The sequence below is a fragment of the Streptomyces sp. NPDC048420 genome, from assembly GCF_040651535.1.
GTDB lineage: Bacteria > Actinomycetota > Actinomycetes > Streptomycetales > Streptomycetaceae > Streptomyces.
Map to the genome: position 1 here is coordinate 20,884 of NZ_JBEZKG010000012.1, position 13,901 is coordinate 34,784.

General features: G+C 70.7%; 16 protein-coding genes. 4 read left to right on the plus strand and 12 right to left on the minus strand.

The annotated features are described in order from the left end of the window. The first annotated feature begins 30 nt into the window (after positions 1-30). Complete coding sequence (locus AB0D34_RS22990; RefSeq protein WP_362664203.1) at positions 31-1,020, plus strand: alpha/beta hydrolase; 990 nt, start codon at positions 31-33, stop codon at positions 1,018-1,020. Positions 1,021-1,098: 78 nt separating this feature from the next. Here the strand turns inward: AB0D34_RS22990 and AB0D34_RS22995 are convergent, their stop codons facing one another. From AB0D34_RS22995 to AB0D34_RS23010, 4 genes are all read right to left on the minus strand, one after another. After that, positions 1,099-1,299, minus strand: a complete 201-nt coding sequence (locus tag AB0D34_RS22995) for a hypothetical protein (RefSeq protein ID WP_362664205.1) — start codon at positions 1,297-1,299, stop codon at positions 1,099-1,101. A 174-nt stretch (positions 1,300-1,473) separates the two neighbouring features. Beyond that, positions 1,474-1,755, minus strand: coding sequence for a hypothetical protein (locus AB0D34_RS23000; protein WP_362664207.1), 282 nt, complete (start codon positions 1,753-1,755; stop codon positions 1,474-1,476). After that, complete coding sequence (locus AB0D34_RS23005; RefSeq protein WP_362664209.1) at positions 1,752-2,027, minus strand: hypothetical protein; 276 nt, start codon at positions 2,025-2,027, stop codon at positions 1,752-1,754. Before AB0D34_RS23005 ends, AB0D34_RS23000 begins: the two co-directional genes overlap by 4 nt. Before the next feature lie 50 nt (positions 2,028-2,077). Further along, a complete protein-coding gene (locus AB0D34_RS23010) occupies positions 2,078-2,509 on the minus strand; it encodes an ATP-binding protein (protein ID WP_362664211.1) in 432 nt (143 codons plus the stop codon). A gap of 207 nt (positions 2,510-2,716) precedes the next feature. Here AB0D34_RS23010 and AB0D34_RS23015 point away from each other — a divergent pair, with 207 nt between their 5' ends. Next, complete coding sequence (locus AB0D34_RS23015; RefSeq protein ID WP_362664213.1) at positions 2,717-3,568, plus strand: helix-turn-helix transcriptional regulator; 852 nt, start codon at positions 2,717-2,719, stop codon at positions 3,566-3,568. A 10-nt stretch (positions 3,569-3,578) separates the two neighbouring features. After that, positions 3,579-3,752: a DUF397 domain-containing protein gene (locus AB0D34_RS23020; RefSeq protein WP_362664214.1), complete on the plus strand. Its 174-nt coding sequence runs from the start codon at positions 3,579-3,581 to the stop codon at positions 3,750-3,752. Here AB0D34_RS23020 and AB0D34_RS23025 read toward each other — a convergent pair. Then, complete coding sequence (locus AB0D34_RS23025) at positions 3,744-4,562, minus strand: endonuclease/exonuclease/phosphatase family protein (protein WP_362664215.1); 819 nt, start codon at positions 4,560-4,562, stop codon at positions 3,744-3,746. The genes AB0D34_RS23020 and AB0D34_RS23025 overlap by 9 nt on opposite strands. A gap of 93 nt (positions 4,563-4,655) precedes the next feature. Between AB0D34_RS23025 and AB0D34_RS23030 the strand changes: the two genes are divergently transcribed. Next, on the plus strand, positions 4,656-5,048 hold the full coding sequence (locus AB0D34_RS23030) for a nitroreductase/quinone reductase family protein (protein WP_362664216.1): 393 nt from the start codon (positions 4,656-4,658) through the stop codon (positions 5,046-5,048). Positions 5,049-5,098: 50 nt separating this feature from the next. On the opposite strand, the gene AB0D34_RS23035 is transcribed toward AB0D34_RS23030, so the two are convergent. The 7 genes from AB0D34_RS23035 to AB0D34_RS23065 form a co-directional block, all read right to left on the minus strand. Further along, positions 5,099-5,635 (minus strand): DUF3455 domain-containing protein, encoded by a 537-nt coding sequence (locus AB0D34_RS23035; RefSeq protein ID WP_362664218.1) that lies wholly within the window; start codon positions 5,633-5,635, stop codon positions 5,099-5,101. Positions 5,636-5,783: 148 nt separating this feature from the next. Next, a complete protein-coding gene (locus tag AB0D34_RS23040; RefSeq protein ID WP_362664813.1) occupies positions 5,784-7,217 on the minus strand; it encodes an aldehyde dehydrogenase family protein in 1,434 nt (477 codons plus the stop codon). A 68-nt stretch (positions 7,218-7,285) separates the two neighbouring features. Further along, positions 7,286-9,016 carry a D-aminoacylase gene (locus AB0D34_RS23045; RefSeq protein ID WP_362664220.1) on the minus strand — a complete coding sequence of 577 codons (1,731 nt, stop codon included), beginning with the start codon at positions 9,014-9,016 and terminating at the stop codon, positions 7,286-7,288. Between the two features lie 96 nt (positions 9,017-9,112). After that, the gene (locus AB0D34_RS23050) at positions 9,113-10,231 is read right to left on the minus strand and encodes an LLM class flavin-dependent oxidoreductase (protein WP_362664222.1); all 1,119 of its coding nucleotides are present in this window, start codon (positions 10,229-10,231) and stop codon (positions 9,113-9,115) included. A 98-nt stretch (positions 10,232-10,329) separates the two neighbouring features. After that, entirely contained in the window at positions 10,330-11,100 is a 771-nt protein-coding gene (locus AB0D34_RS23055; protein WP_362664224.1) for an SDR family oxidoreductase, read from the minus strand. A gap of 11 nt (positions 11,101-11,111) precedes the next feature. Next, complete coding sequence (locus AB0D34_RS23060) at positions 11,112-12,026, minus strand: LLM class F420-dependent oxidoreductase (protein WP_362664226.1); 915 nt, start codon at positions 12,024-12,026, stop codon at positions 11,112-11,114. Then, a complete protein-coding gene (locus AB0D34_RS23065) occupies positions 12,023-13,261 on the minus strand; it encodes an amidohydrolase family protein (protein WP_362664228.1) in 1,239 nt (412 codons plus the stop codon). The genes AB0D34_RS23060 and AB0D34_RS23065 overlap by 4 nt, the downstream gene beginning before the upstream one ends. Positions 13,262-13,901 lie beyond the last annotated feature (640 nt).

Here is a 13,901-nt window from a genome sequence, read left to right on the forward strand (position 1 = left end):
GGTGCCGTCTACGCCTGGGAGGAACGATCCATGCCTCAGCCGACCCCCTCCGCCGACCGCACACACCGTCTGGTGTCCTCACCGGCCGGCCGGACCCATCTGGTGGAGCAGGGCAGCGGTCCGCTGGTCCTGCTGGTGCACGGGTTCCCCGAGTCCTGGTACTCCTGGCGGCACCAGCTGCCCGCGCTGGCCGCCGCCGGTTTCCGGGCGGTGGCGATCGACGTACGCGGCTACGGGCGTTCCTCCCGGCCCGCGGCGGTGGACGCGTACCGGATGCTCGACCTGGTGGCGGACAACGTGGCCGTGGTGGAGGCCCTGGGCGAACGGTCCGCGGTGGTCGTGGGGCACGACTGGGGCGCGACCATCGCCGCGCACTCCGCCCTCCTCAGGCCGGACGTGTTCCGCGCGGTCGGACTGCTGAGCGTGCCCTACACCCCGCCCGGCGGACCGCGGCCCAGTGAGGTCTTCGAGGCGATGGGCGGCGCCGAGGAGTTCTACGTCTCGTACTTCCAGGAACCCGGCCGGGCCGAGGCGGAGATCGAGCCCGACGTCCGCGGCTGGCTCGCCGGGTTCTACGCCGCCCTGTCCGCCGACACCATGCCCGCACCCGGCGCCCCGGACCCGCACTTCGTCAGCCCCGGCGGCAGGCTGCGTGACCGCTTCCCGGCCGGCCGCCGTCCGGCCTGGCTCAGCGAGCACGACCTCGACGTCTACGCCGGGGAGTTCGAACGCACCGGCATGACCGGCGCCCTGAACCGCTACCGCACCATGGACCGCGACTGGAAGGACCTGGCCGCCCACGCAGGCGCCCCCCTCACCCAGCCGTCCCTGTTCATCGGCGGCGGCCTGGACGCCTCCACCACCTGGCTGGCCGACGCCATCACGGCCTACCCCACGACCCTGCCCGGCCTCTCCGCCTCCCACATCCTCGACGGCTGCGGCCACTTCCTCCAGCAGGAACGGCCCCGCGAGACCAACGATCTGCTGACCACCTGGCTCACGGGGCTGACAGAGCGATGAAGCCGCGACAGGGCCTGGTGACCATGGGGCTGAGCGCACCCACGCCTGGCCGACCTACGAGAGACGGCGGCAGTGGGGTTACGCCATTGCCTCGAATGCCTCCCGATGGTCGCGTGCCCACTGCCCGAACGTGCCCGCCGGTCGGCCGAGCACCTGCCGCACATGGTCGGTGATGTAGGCCGCACCGCCGGCGCGCGCCCAGCCGATGCCCGTGCTCATCCCGGCCGGCAACTGGTCGAGCGCATTCGCATCGGTGATCTTGACTGGCCGTTCCAGCACGCCCTCCAGGATCGCCGCCTGGTCTGCGACGTCAGCAGCTCCGGCCCGGTCAGCTCGTACCGCTGCCCGTCGTGCGCATCGCTGGTCAGGGCGGCGACGGCGACCGCGGCCGACGTGGACGAACCAAGGGAATGGACGATTGCGAAGGCGTAGCCGCTGATCCTGTGGTTGGAGTCAGTCCACGACCTGCGGATCGCGAAAGTAATAGACCACCGTCACGCCCAGGCCGGGCGTGTGCGTGTACACGACCGTGATCGCCTCGGCCGAGTCGGCGGCCAGGGGCGTGGTGTACGTGTACTCCACGGACGGAGGGCGCCAGCCCGGGATCTCCCGGCCCGCCGCCGGGTCGCGGGCGATGGCGGCGAGTGCCTCACGGACCACCTCCCGCTCCCCCTCCGTCAGATCACCGAACGCCTTCCTCGCCGGCTCGGCCTCCTCCAGCGGGATCTCGTTCACGTACGGCCGCCTCCGCCCCGGGCATCCTCCAGGGCCGTCATGATCTCGGGCGAGTTCCTGATCAGGACCCGGTGCCGGTAGGCCCGGACCACCGCTGCGGCGCTCGTGAAGTCGTTCGTCGGAGAGGCTCCTATGGCTGCCGCCAGTTCCTCCTCGAAGCGCTCCCGGTCGCCGGGGAAGCCGTAGCGGCTGAGCGCGCCGCGTAGGTCGTCCACGGTCCGGATCTCCGGGAGGGGCATCGCTCCCCAGCCGTGCTCAGGCTGTGCGCTCATCGTCGGCTCCTGGTGAACAGCGGTCGCTCCACCTCTCAGTATGGCCCGGCTCACCACCCCGGCACCCCGCACTCCGCCCACAGCAGCTTCCCGCCCTTCGACGCGCCCAGTTCGCGCAGTACCGACACGCCCGTCGCGTCCGCGCAGGTGCGGACCAGGTGCAGGCCTCGGCCGTGCTCGGCGTCCGGTGCGGCGGGAGTTCTGTCGGTCGTGAAGCCGGGTGGGACCCGGGGGTCCGTGTCCCAGACGGCGACCCGCACCCGTCCGGGAGCCGGAGAGAGGAGGCGGAAGGCGTAAGGGCCCCTCGTGTGGCAGTGCGCGTTCGCCAGCAGTTCCGCCGCGAGCAGCTCCGCGGTGGGAGTCAGGTCGGGCAGCTCATGTGCGGCCAGGATCAGCCTCAAGGCACCCCGCGCGATCCCCGGTGCGCGTGGATCGTGCGGAAGATGCAGGGTGTAGTTCCAGGACGGAGATACGGTGGCCAACGGAAGTCTCCGATCACTGAGGGGAGTTGGACGGGTGCCTGGTGTCTCTGCCGCGGCGTCCCACGGTGCGCTGCCAGGTGAGTGGGCGCCTGAGGAAGAAGGTAGGGGCTCAGCAAATGTCATTTGTCGTCCCTGGAGATACTTCGGTCCAATTTCCCTCGTGTGGGTGACCCGCTCATGGAACGTGCGTCCGGGAGGAGTTCACACATGCCCGCCAGGCCCCCGCTGACGGCTCGACGTCTCCGGATCGCGGTGGAACTGCGCAAGATGCGGGAGCGGTCGGGCATGACGGCGACCGAGGCCGCACGCACCCTCGGGACGAGCCAGGGGCAGCTCAGCAACGTGGAGTCCGGCCGGTTCGGGGTGAGTCCCGAGCGCATCCGGGCGCTCGCCGGCATCTACTCCTGCCCGGACCCGGGCTTCGTCGAGGCCCTCGTCGAGATGGCGACCGACAGGACCTTCGGCTGGTGGGAGTCGTACCGCGAGGTCCTGCCGTGCGGACTCCTCGACCTCGCCGAGCTGGAACATCACGCCATCGCCATACGCACCGCGTACACCTCCCACATGCCGGGGCTGCTCCAGACCGCCGACCACGCGCGCGAGATCTTCCGGCACGTCATCCCGGAGCCCGCACCGCCCGAGATCGAGCACCGGGTCTCACACCGGGTCAAGCGGCAGGGCCTCCTCTACGGGACGGACCCGACGCCGTATCGCACGACCGTGCACGAGGCGGCCCTGCACATGCGGGTCGGCGGCCGGGACGTGGCCCGGGCCCAGTTGCGGCGTCTGCTCGACATGAGCGAGCAGCAGCACATCACGATCCGCGTGCTGCCGTTCGACGTCGGCGCCTTCCCCGGCTCGGGTCAGTCCATCAACTACCTGTACGGGCCCGTACCGCAGCTCGACACGGCGCAGCTCGACCAGTTCCACGGTCCGGTCCTCCTGGATGCCGAGGCCCTTCTGACGAAGTACCGGAACCTGCTCGACGTCGTGGAAGCCACCGCTCTCAGTCCCGCGAAGTCCCGGGATCTGATCCATTCCATCGCCCAGAACCTGTGAGGGAGCCGACATGATCACGGACCGCTGGAAGAAGTCGTCCTACTGCCAGGAAGGCGACGCCTGCGTCCACATATCCGTCGACCCCCACGGAGTCCACCTCACCGACTCCCACCCCGCCCAAACCGTCGTCACCGTCACCCCCACCGCCTTCACCGCCCTGCTCGACCTGCTGAAGTCACTCTGACCCGTCCGCCAGGTCCGCCACCACCGCCGCATGATCCGACGGCCACACCCCGTCCACCGGCCCGTCCCCCGCCCGCCGCACCCCCAGCACGTGGCCGAGTCCGGAAGGTCCCGGCAGGCCCACATGGACGTAGTCGATGCGGACCGGTGGGGCCACGCGGACGTGTGGGTTCGTGGGGTCCAAGGTCGCGGAGGGGGCCGTGGGGTCCGCGTACTCCCAGGCGTCGATGAAGAGTTGGTCCGGTGCGGCCGGTGCCGTCTTGTAGCCGCCGAAGAGGCGGATCTCGTCGGAGTCGGGCCAGGCGTTGAAGTCGCCGGTGACGACCGGCGGGAAGTCGGTGCCGGAGCGGTGCGCGGCCACGAACTCCGCGAGCGCGGTGACCTGTTGGCAGCGGACCGCCGAGGCGTCGGGGGCCGAGGTGAGGTGGACCGTGAAGAAGGGGATGTCGTACGACGGCCCGGACAGGCGGGTGTGGAGGGCGAGGCGGCCGTCGTCCAACGCGGCGGGGGCCGGCAGGCGCAGGACGGACTGTTCGGCGACCGGCCAGCGGCTCAGGACCGCGTTCCCGACCTCCACCCCCGGCACACCGATCCGCCGCTGCCAGCGCTCGGAGGCGGGTGAGGGGGCCCACGCCCAGTGCAGGCCGAGCTCGTCGGCGAGCCACCGCGCGAGGTTCTCGTCGTCGGCCGACCAGACCTCCTGCAGGCCGACCACGTCGGGGCGCAGGTCTTGCAGCACGCGCAGGATCGCCTTCTGCCGTTCCGCCCAGGGGCCGAAACGCCACCACAGGTTCCAGGTCACGACCCGCATGTCCACCGCTCCTTCGCGCGCTGCGACCATTGAAGTCCGCCGTCACCGGCGCCGCTCAGGAACGGACGAGAAGAGACAGGAGTCTCACCAGCCATGTCCCCCAACGCCGAGCGCAAGTACCGGATCGCCACGGCCCTTCAGCGCCGCCTCAACCCGGTCATGCGCCGACTGCCCCTCCAGACCGTCCTGGAGACCACGGGCCGCACCTCGGGTCTGCCCCGCCGGACCCCGGTGGGCGGCAGGCGGGTCGGCGGCTCCTTCTGGCTGGTCTCCGAGTTCGGGGAGCGGTCGCAGTACGTCCGCAACATCAAGGCCGACCCGCGGGTCCGGGTCCGGATCAGGGGGCGGTGGCACCCGGGTACGGCCCATCTGATGCCGGAGGACGACACGGCCGTACGACTGCGTTCGCTGCCGTCGATGAACAGCGCCGCGGTGCGGGCGATAGGGGCCGGACAGCTGACCGTGCGGGTGGATCTGGACCGATGACTCTCTGAGCGGTATGCGGTACGACGGCGGCCCGCTCAGAGAGTCACGCGTCACTTGGCCGGCTTGTAGAACGCGTACGTGGCCGTGTACTGCACGCCGACCTGGTCCGTGCCGGTGCAGGCGCCGGCCGGGACTACACCGCCGGTGGTGTTGAGGCGCTGTATGTAGGAGACACCTCCGAAGACGCCCGTGCCCCGGGTGGCGGTGGCCTGGAGGAGGAGTTCGGGGATGGTGCCGGTCTTGGGGGAGGTGGCGATCGCCGCGGCGTTCACCGCGCTGCCGTCCACCGTGGACACCCAGACGGGGCCGCGGGAGTGCAGGGCGACGGTGCGGCCTCTCCCGTCCGCCAGGGTGGCGGCCGGCTCCAGGAGCTTCCAGGCACCGTCGGTGCAGGTGTAGGTCTGCGTGCCGCGGGCCGCGTACACGCCGGTCAGCTTGTTGCCGTCGGGCACCTTGAGGGCCGCGGGGGCCTTCACGGGCCCCGGCGCGGGGTCCGAGGGCGTGGCGTAGCCGGTGGTCGCACCCAGCAGGGCGGCCCCGGCGGCGAGGCCCGCGGTGGTCAGCGCAAAACGCTTGGTGAGCTTCAAGTCGGTTCTCCGGAACGAGTTCTGACTGATGGTCAGGACGACGACATCGATGTCCGCCGCCCTCCGCTCCGGGACTCTACGGGCCCACCCGCCGGTTACCGGCCAGTTGGCCGAACACGCGTGTCGGGCAACCGACTTGAAGGCCGGCTCACCCCGGCCAGACGATCGACTGCACCTCGCTGTAGGCGTGCAGCGCGTACGACCCGCAGTCCCGGCCGACCCCGCTGCTGCGGAAGCCGCCGAACGGGGCCTCCATGTTGCGGCCGACCGTGTTGACCCCGACTCCCCCGGCCCGCAACCGCCGCGCCACGCGGAAGGCCCGGGCCACGTCCGCCGACCAGACGTAGTCGATGAGGCCGTAGTCGCTGTCGTTGGCGAGGGCGATTCCCTCCTCCTCGTCGTCGAAGGGCGTCACGGTCACGACCGGGCCGAAGATCTCCTCGCGGACGACCCGCAGCTGCGGGCCGCAGTCGGCGAGCAGGGTCGGGGCGACGTAGAAGCCCCGGTCCAGGGGCGGCCGTTCACCACCGACGGCGACGGAAGCCCCTTCCTTCCGGCCGAGTTCGACGTACGACTCCACCCGTTCCCGGTGCGCCGCCGAGATCACCGGTCCGACGACCGTCCCGGCCTCCCGGGGATCCCCGACCTTCAACCGGCCCGCGTATGCGGCCAGTTGCTCGACGAGTCGGTCGTAGATCCCCCGCTGGGCCAGCACCCGCGTCGGTGCCGTGCAGATCTGTCCGCTGTAGAAGGAGAAGGTGGTCCCGATCCCGGCCACGGCCGCCCCGAGATCCGCGTCCTCGAAGACGACCGCCGCGCCCTTCCCACCCAGCTCCATCAGCTGCCGTTTCATGGACCGCCCGCACACCTCGCCGATGCGTTGTCCGACCGCAGTGGAGCCGGTGAAGCTGACCATGTCGACGTCCGGTGAGTCGACGGCGGCCTCGCCGACCGCCACGGACCGGCCGCTCACCACGTTCACGACCCCGCGCGGCACACCGGCGGCCTCCAGCGCCTCCGCCATGCGGTAGACGGAGAGGGGGTCCTGCGGGGCGGGCTTCACGACGACGGTGTTGCCCATGGCGAGAGCGGGGGCGATCTTGCCCGCCGGGTTGGCCCACGGGTTGTTGTACGACGTGATGCAGGTGACGACCCCGACGGGCTGCCGGACGGCCAGCGCGCCCATCACCGCGGCCTTCCCCATCGGCCCGGCCTCGTTGATCTGCGGCGGGATCGCCCACTCGGCGGGCTCCACCTGCGCGTACCGCCGGAAACGGGCGACGGCCACGCCGACCTGCATCGCCCGGGCCGTCGCCATGGTCGCCCCGGTCTCGGCCCGGGCGAGTTCGGCGTACGGCAGGAGGCGGGAGCGGATGATGTCGGAGGCCCGGGCGAGAACCGCCGCCCGCTCCCCCGCCGGTGTGCGCGACCACGGCCCGGAGGCCTCGCGGGCCGCGGCGCAGGCCGCGTGCACCTGATCCCGCGAGGCCTCCGGAGCCCACCCGACGGTCTCCTCGGTGGCGGGGTCGACCACCGCGTAGTGCCCGCCGTCGGGCGCCGTCCACTCGCCGCCGACGAACAGCTTCTGCCCGTCCGGGGAACCACCCCGGGAGCCGCCCGGAGCGCCACCGGAACCACCACCCGACGGAGTCACCTCGTACTCACCGTCCGCGTGTCCCGCCCCGACCGCAGCACCCGGCCCGGCACGGCCCCGCTCACCACGTCGTCCCGGATCGCCTCGACCCCGTTGACCCACACGGCCCGTACCCCGATCGCCTTGGAGTCCAGCCGCGGACTGTCACCCGGCAGGTCGTGCACCAGGGTGGCCGTGCCCGCGGCGATCCGCTCCGGGTCGAAGAGCACGAGGTCCGCATGGAAGCCCTCCTGGATCCGCCCGCGCTCCCGCAGCCCGAACAGCCGGGCCGGGTCGTCGGTGAGCATCTTCACGGCCTGCTCCAACGAGGTCAGCTTCCGCCCGCGCAGACAGTCCCCGAGGAAGCGGGTCGTGTACGGCGCCCCGCACATCCGGTCCAGATGCGCACCGGCGTCGGACCCGCCGAGCAGCACGTCCTCGTGCTGCCAGGCCTCGGCACGCATCGCCCAGGACGCCGGGTCGTTGTCGGTGGGCATGGGCCACAGGACCGTACGCAGGTCGTCGGCCGCGCAGATCTCGACCAGTGCCGCGAACGGCTCCTGCCCGCGCTCGTCCGCGATGTCCTCCACGACCCGCCCGCTGAGCCCGCGGTTCGTCTCGCTGTAGGTGTCGCCGATGACGTACCGCCCGAAGTTGGTCAGCCGCCGGAAGACGCCTGCCTCCTTGGCCTGGGACTGCCTGAGCAGCTCCTTCTGTACGTCCGGGTCGCGCAGTTTCTCGATCCGCTCGGGGACGGGCAGCCCGAGGACCGGCCCCCACCCCGGGATGAGGTTCAGTGCGCAGAAGGTCCCCAGGGACATGTTCATCGGCGTGAGGATCGGCATGGTCAGGGCGACGACCCGGCCGCCCGCCTTCCGGGCCTGCTCGCTCGCGAAGAGCTGCCTCGGCACCCGCTCCGGCACGGCCGAGTCGATGGTCAGCACGTTCCAGTTGAGCGGCCGCCCGGCCGCCGCGCTCATCTCCACGAACAGTTCGATCTCGGCGTCACTGAACTGGTCGAGACACCCGGCGACGATCGCCTCGATCTGCGTCCCCTCGTGCTCCCCCACGGCCCGCGAGAGCGCGAGGAGTTCGGCGGGCAGGGCGTGCCGGGAGGCGACGGGTTTGCCGTCCCCGTCGGAGTGCGTGGAGGACTGGGTGGTGGAGAAGCCCCAGGCCCCGGCGTCCATGGCGTCGTGCAACAGCCGGAGCATCGCGCCGAGTTGCTCCTCGGACGGTTGTCCTCCGACGGCCTCCGGGCCCATGACGTACCGGCGCAGCGCGCAATGCCCCACCATGAAGCCCGCGTTGACGGCGATACGGCCTTCGAGGGCGTCCAGGTACTCCCCGAAGGAGTTCCAGTTCCAGGGCGCCCCCTCCTCCAGCGCGACCAGGGACATCCCCTCCACTTTGGACATCATGCGGCGCGTGTAGTCGGCGTCGTCGGGCCGGTCCGGATTGAGCGGCGCGAGCGTGAACCCGCAGTTCCCGGCGGCGACGGTGGTGACCCCGTGGTTGAGGGAGGGGGTCGCGTACGGGTCCCAGAACAGCTGGGCGTCGTAGTGGGTGTGCGGATCGACGAAACCGGGGGCGAGGACGAGCCCGGTGGCGTCTTCGGTGGAGCGGGTCTCTTCGGTGACTCGGCCGACGACGGCGATACGACCGTCCCGGATCCCGACGTCGGCGGTGAAGGCAGACGCACCGGTCCCATCGACAACGGCCGCACCTTTGATGACGTGATCGAGCATGAACGTTGCCTCCTCAACTTCCGGTACGGTGCGTTCTTTCAGGGGCGCGGGGAACTGCGCGACCAGCCATAACGCACCCGCACACCGCAACGGCGATTACGCGGCACCCCGGAACCGGGACGTCCGATGCACAGGGTCCGTGTCGATCTTCGGAATCACGTGCTCCCCGATCAGCCGTATCGTCTGCAGCGTCTCCTCCTTCGGCACCCCCACCGGGAGCCCGAAGCTGAGCTGGTCCGCCCCGGCCTGCTCCCACCGCTTGCACTGCCGAACCACCTCGTCCGGATCCCCGCAGATCAGCAACTCCTCCTCGATCAGCACCTCGACGAACTCCGCGGTGTACTCCGGCAGCGTCTCCGGCCACACCGGGAACCCCTCGGGCCGAGGGAACGTGTCGTGGTACCGGAACACGAGTGAGGGCAGATAGTGCAGCCCCCCGTTCACCGCGATCTCGATCGCCTCGTCATGGGTCGGCGCGCAGATCGCCGTCGTCGTCACCATCACGTTGTCGTTGACGAAGTCCCCGATCGGCTCGGCGTCCACGATCGCCGTCTTGTACTGCTCCAGGACCCACTCCATGTCGGAGACCTTCTGCACGCTGAAGCCGAGCACTCCGAGCCCCTTGCGGGCGGCCATGGCGTACGACGGCGGCGACCCGGCGGCGTACCACATCGCGGGGTGCGACTTCCCGTACGGCTTCGGCAGGATCTTGCGCGGCGGCAGCTGCCAGTGCTTGCCCTGGAAGCCGACGTACTCGTCCTGGAGCCACATCTTGGGGAACTCGGCGATGGTCTCTTCCCAGATCTCCTTGGTGTAGTTCATGTCGGTAACACCCGGTATGAATCCGAGGATCTCGTGCGAGCCGGCCCCGCGCCCGCTGCCGAACTCGAAGCGGTTCTCGGTGAGATGGTCGAGCATGGCGACCTTCTCGGCGACCTTCACCGGGTGGTTGACCTGGGCGAGCGGGTTGAAGATGCCGGAGCCGAGGTGGATCCGCTCGGTGGCGTGCGCGAGATAGCCGAGGAACACGTCGTTGGCGGAGAGGTGCGAGTACTCCTCCAGGAAGTGGTGCTCGGACGCCCAGGCGTACTTGAAGCCGGACCGGTCCGCCTGGATGACGTACTCGGTCTCCTCCATCAGCGCCTTGTGCTCGGCGAGCGGGTCGGTCTCGGCGCGCTTGCCCACGTATCCCTGTACAAAGAGCCCGAATTCCAAGGCGGGTCACCCTCCCCGGTCCGAATATTTCTGACGGATCGTCAGTTTCGATGCGACTGTCGCACCCCCGGCATGGAGGGTCAATAGCTGACGGTCAGTCAGATGACGCTGACTCCCGCCAACCAGCCCCCGTCGATCACGAACGGCTGCCCGGTGATGTACGAGGAGTCGGCGGAGGTCAGGAAGAGGGCCAGCGCCGCCACCTCCTCCGGCCGCCCGATCCGGCCCAGCGGCACGACCTTGCGGTAGAACCGGTCGAGTCCCCGGGAGGCCTCCGCGCCGTCCACCGACGGGTCCAGGACAGCCGGGTTGGACATCGCGGTGTCGACGGCCCCGGGACACATGGCGTTGACCCTGATCCCGCGCGGCGCCAGTTCCAGCGCGGCGACCCGGGTGAGCCCGAGGACGGCGTGCTTGGAGGCGGCGTACGCGCCCACCCCCGCCATCCCCGTGACCCCGGTGTAGGAGGCCGTGTTGACGATGGTGCCGCCGTCGGACAGGACCGGCCCCACCGTCTTGATCCCGAGAAAGCAGCCGACCTGGTTGACCTGCAACACCTGCATGAACTCCGCGAGCGGTGTGTCCAGGAGGGTGTTGAAGCGCAGGATGCCGGCGTTGTTGACGAGCCCGTCGACCCGCCCGTACTCCTCGACGGCCGCCTGCGTCGCCCGCCGCCAGTCGGCCTCCTGACCCACGTCGAGGTGCACGTACAGCGCCCCGATCTCCTCGGCAAGCGCCTTCCCCTGCTCGTCGAGCACATCCCCTACGACGACCTCGGCGCCCTCCGCCCGGAACAGCCGGGCCTCCTGCTCCCCCTGCCCGCGCGCCGCACCGGTGACGAGTACGACGCGTCCGTCCAGCTTGCCCATGCGGTGACTCCTCAGAGGTGGGGGGCGGTGTCGGCGCCGAACGCCGAGATCTGGTCGACGAGTTCGGCGCGGTCGCGACTGCGGAACCGCACCTGGATCTGGTCCACGCCCATCGCGCGGTAGGCGCGCAGGGACTCGGCGAGCGCGTCGGGCGTACCGCTCAGCGTCCGGCGGCCGACGTCCCACGTGGGTGTGCCGACGTAGAGCGGCTCGGCGATGGCCCCGACGGTGAACGGCCCTTCGACGCCCGCCTCCGCCCGCAGCCGCCGTATCCGCTCGATCTGCGCGGGCAGCCGGTCCCGGGGGTCGCCCTGCGGCAGCCACCCGTCACCCTTGAGCGCGGCCCGGCGCACGGCGGCCGGGGACGACCCGCCGACCCACACCGGTACGCGGGACTGGGTGGGCCGGGGACGCTGGCCGAGGTCCGCGAAGTCGTAGAGCTTGCCGTGGTGTTCGGGGAACTCCTCGGGTCCGAGGGTGCTGCGCAGCGCGTCGATCGACTCGTCGAGGACGGCCCCGCGCCCGGCGAAGTCGACCCCGAGCGCCTCGAACTCCTCCTGTACGTGCCCCGCGCCGACCCCGAGGATCAACCGCCCGCCGCTGAGGTGGTCGAGGGTGGCGTACTGCTTGGCGGTGAGGAGCGGGTGCCGCAGCCCCACGACGGCCACATGGCTGAGCAGCCTCACCCGCTCGGTCACGCCCGCCAGGAAGGCGAGGGTGGCGACCGGGTCGTACCAGACCGTGCTCATCGCGGGCGCGAGACGGCGCGGGATCGCGACGTGGTCACAGGCGGCGACGTACGCGAACCCGGCGCGGTCGGCGGCCCGGGCGACCGCGGCGAGGTCGTCCGGCCCGGCGCCGGCCTCCCAGGGCTCGGCGTAGATCGTGCTCTGGGACTGGACGGGGAGCTGGATGCCGTACTTCATGCCCCGCTCCACAGCCCTTCGGGTGTGAGACCGAGCAGGTCGATGGCGTTGCCGCGGACGATCCGTTCCACCACGTCGGCGTCCAGGTGGCCCATCTGGGCCTCGCCGACCTCCCTCGATTTCGGCCAGGTGGAGTCGGAGTGGGGGTAGTCGGTCTCGTAGAGGACGTTGCCGACGCCGATCGCGTCGAGGTTCTTCAGGCCGAAGGCGTCGTCGAAGAAGCAGCCGTAGACGTGCTCGGTGAAGAGTTCGGACGGCGGGCGGTGGACCTTGTCGGCGACGCCGCCCCAGCCGCGGTTCTCCTCCCAGACGACGTCGGCACGCTCCAGGATGTACGGGATCCAGCCGATCTGGCCTTCCGCGTACATGACCTTGAGGTTCGGGAAGCGCTCGAACTTGCCGCTCATCAGCCAGTCGACCATCGAGAAGCAGCAGTTGGCGAAGGTGATCGTCGAACCGACCGCGGGCGGGGCGTCCTTGGAGGTGGAGGGCATACGGCTGCTGGAGCCTATGTGCATCGCGACGACCGTCCCGGTCTCGTCGCAGGCGGCGAGGAAGGGGTCCCAGTCGTCGGAGTGGACGGAGGGCAGGCCCAGGTGCGGGGGTATCTCGGAGAAGGCGACCGCGCGCACGCCCCGGGCCGCGTTGCGGCGGACCTCGGCGGCGGCCAACTCGGCGTCCCACAGCGGGATCAGGGTGAGGGGGATGAGCCTGCCCTGCGCCTGGGGGCCGCACCACTCCTCCACCATCCAGTCGTTGTACGCCCGGACGCACAGCAGTCCCAGCTCGTGGTCCTTGGCCTCGGTGAAGGTCTGGCCGCAGAAGCGGGGGAAGGTCGGGAAGCAGACGGCTGACTGGACGTGGTTGACGTCCATGTCGGCCAGGCGCTGCGGGACGTCGTAGGAGCCGGGGCGCATCTGTTCGTAAGTGATGACCTCCAGCTTGATCTCGTCCCTGCTGTAGCCGACCGCCGTGTCGAGGCGGGTGAGGGGGCGCTGGAGTTCCTCGTACAGCCACCAGTCGCCGAGCGGGCCCTCGTCGCCCGGGGCGCCCATCACGGGCTTGAAGCGACCACCGAGGAAGCTGATCTCCTTCAGTGGCGCGCGGACTATGCGGGGGCCGGTGTCCAGGTACTTCTTCGGGAGCCGGTTCTGCCAGACGTCGGCGGGCTCCACCGTGTGGTCGTCGACGGAGATGATCTTCGGAAGTGCCGTCGTGGTCTCCATGGCGCTCACGGTAGCGCCGATCTGACGGGTCGTCAGCTCCGTGGACGGTGCCCGCTCGCGGTCGCTCGTGTGCGGAAGTGTGCGAAGAGCACGTAAGAGCCTTGTGATATCCCGCGCGCCCTCCTGTGATCACGCTCTCCACAGCTGACGCATCCGCCATGGACAAGGCAAACTGACTGGGTTGTAAACAGGCCCTAGGGGGACGGCGATGGACGGTGTACCGCGGGTGCCGGAGCAGAGGCGTCCCGGCTCCTCGACGGGGGCCGGGGAGGACACGGGCTCAGCGACGGGGGCAACTGGGGTCGGCACGGGCTCCACAGCGGGGGCCGGGGTCGGCACTGGCTCCACAGCCGGGGCTGGGACAGTCAAGGACTCCACGGCTGCGACCGCGGTGGACGCAGGCTCCACGGCGGGGGCCGGGATCGACGCGAGCCCCGCGACGAGGACCGCTGCGGACGCGGACTCAGCGGCGGGCGCCTTGACGGACACCGACTCCACAGCTTCGGCCGCGGCGGACGCGAACTCAGCGACGGGGGCCGGGATCGACACACACCCCACGGCGGGAGCCGGAATCGACACACACCCCGCAACGAGGACCGCTGCGGACGCGGACTCAGCGGCAGGCACCGGGACGGACACCGACTCCACT

Bases quoted from the DNA above. Each gene is read 5' to 3' on its own strand.
- AB0D34_RS23025 (WP_362664215.1), bottom strand. From the start codon at position 4,562: ATGCGGGTCGTGACCTGGAACCTGTGGTGGCGTTTCGGCCCCTGGGCG.
- AB0D34_RS22990 (WP_362664203.1), top strand. From the start codon at position 31: ATGCCTCAGCCGACCCCCTCCGCCGACCGCACACACCGTCTGGTGTCC.
- AB0D34_RS23030 (WP_362664216.1), top strand. From the start codon at position 4,656: ATGTCCCCCAACGCCGAGCGCAAGTACCGGATCGCCACGGCCCTTCAG.
- AB0D34_RS23055 (WP_362664224.1), bottom strand. From the start codon at position 11,100: ATGGGCAAGCTGGACGGACGCGTCGTACTCGTCACCGGTGCGGCGCGC.
- AB0D34_RS23020 (WP_362664214.1), top strand. From the start codon at position 3,579: ATGATCACGGACCGCTGGAAGAAGTCGTCCTACTGCCAGGAAGGCGAC.
- AB0D34_RS23060 (WP_362664226.1), bottom strand. From the start codon at position 12,026: ATGAAGTACGGCATCCAGCTCCCCGTCCAGTCCCAGAGCACGATCTAC.
- AB0D34_RS23005 (WP_362664209.1), bottom strand. From the start codon at position 2,027: ATGAGCGCACAGCCTGAGCACGGCTGGGGAGCGATGCCCCTCCCGGAG.
- AB0D34_RS23015 (WP_362664213.1), top strand. From the start codon at position 2,717: ATGCCCGCCAGGCCCCCGCTGACGGCTCGACGTCTCCGGATCGCGGTG.
- AB0D34_RS23045 (WP_362664220.1), bottom strand. From the start codon at position 9,016: ATGCTCGATCACGTCATCAAAGGTGCGGCCGTTGTCGATGGGACCGGT.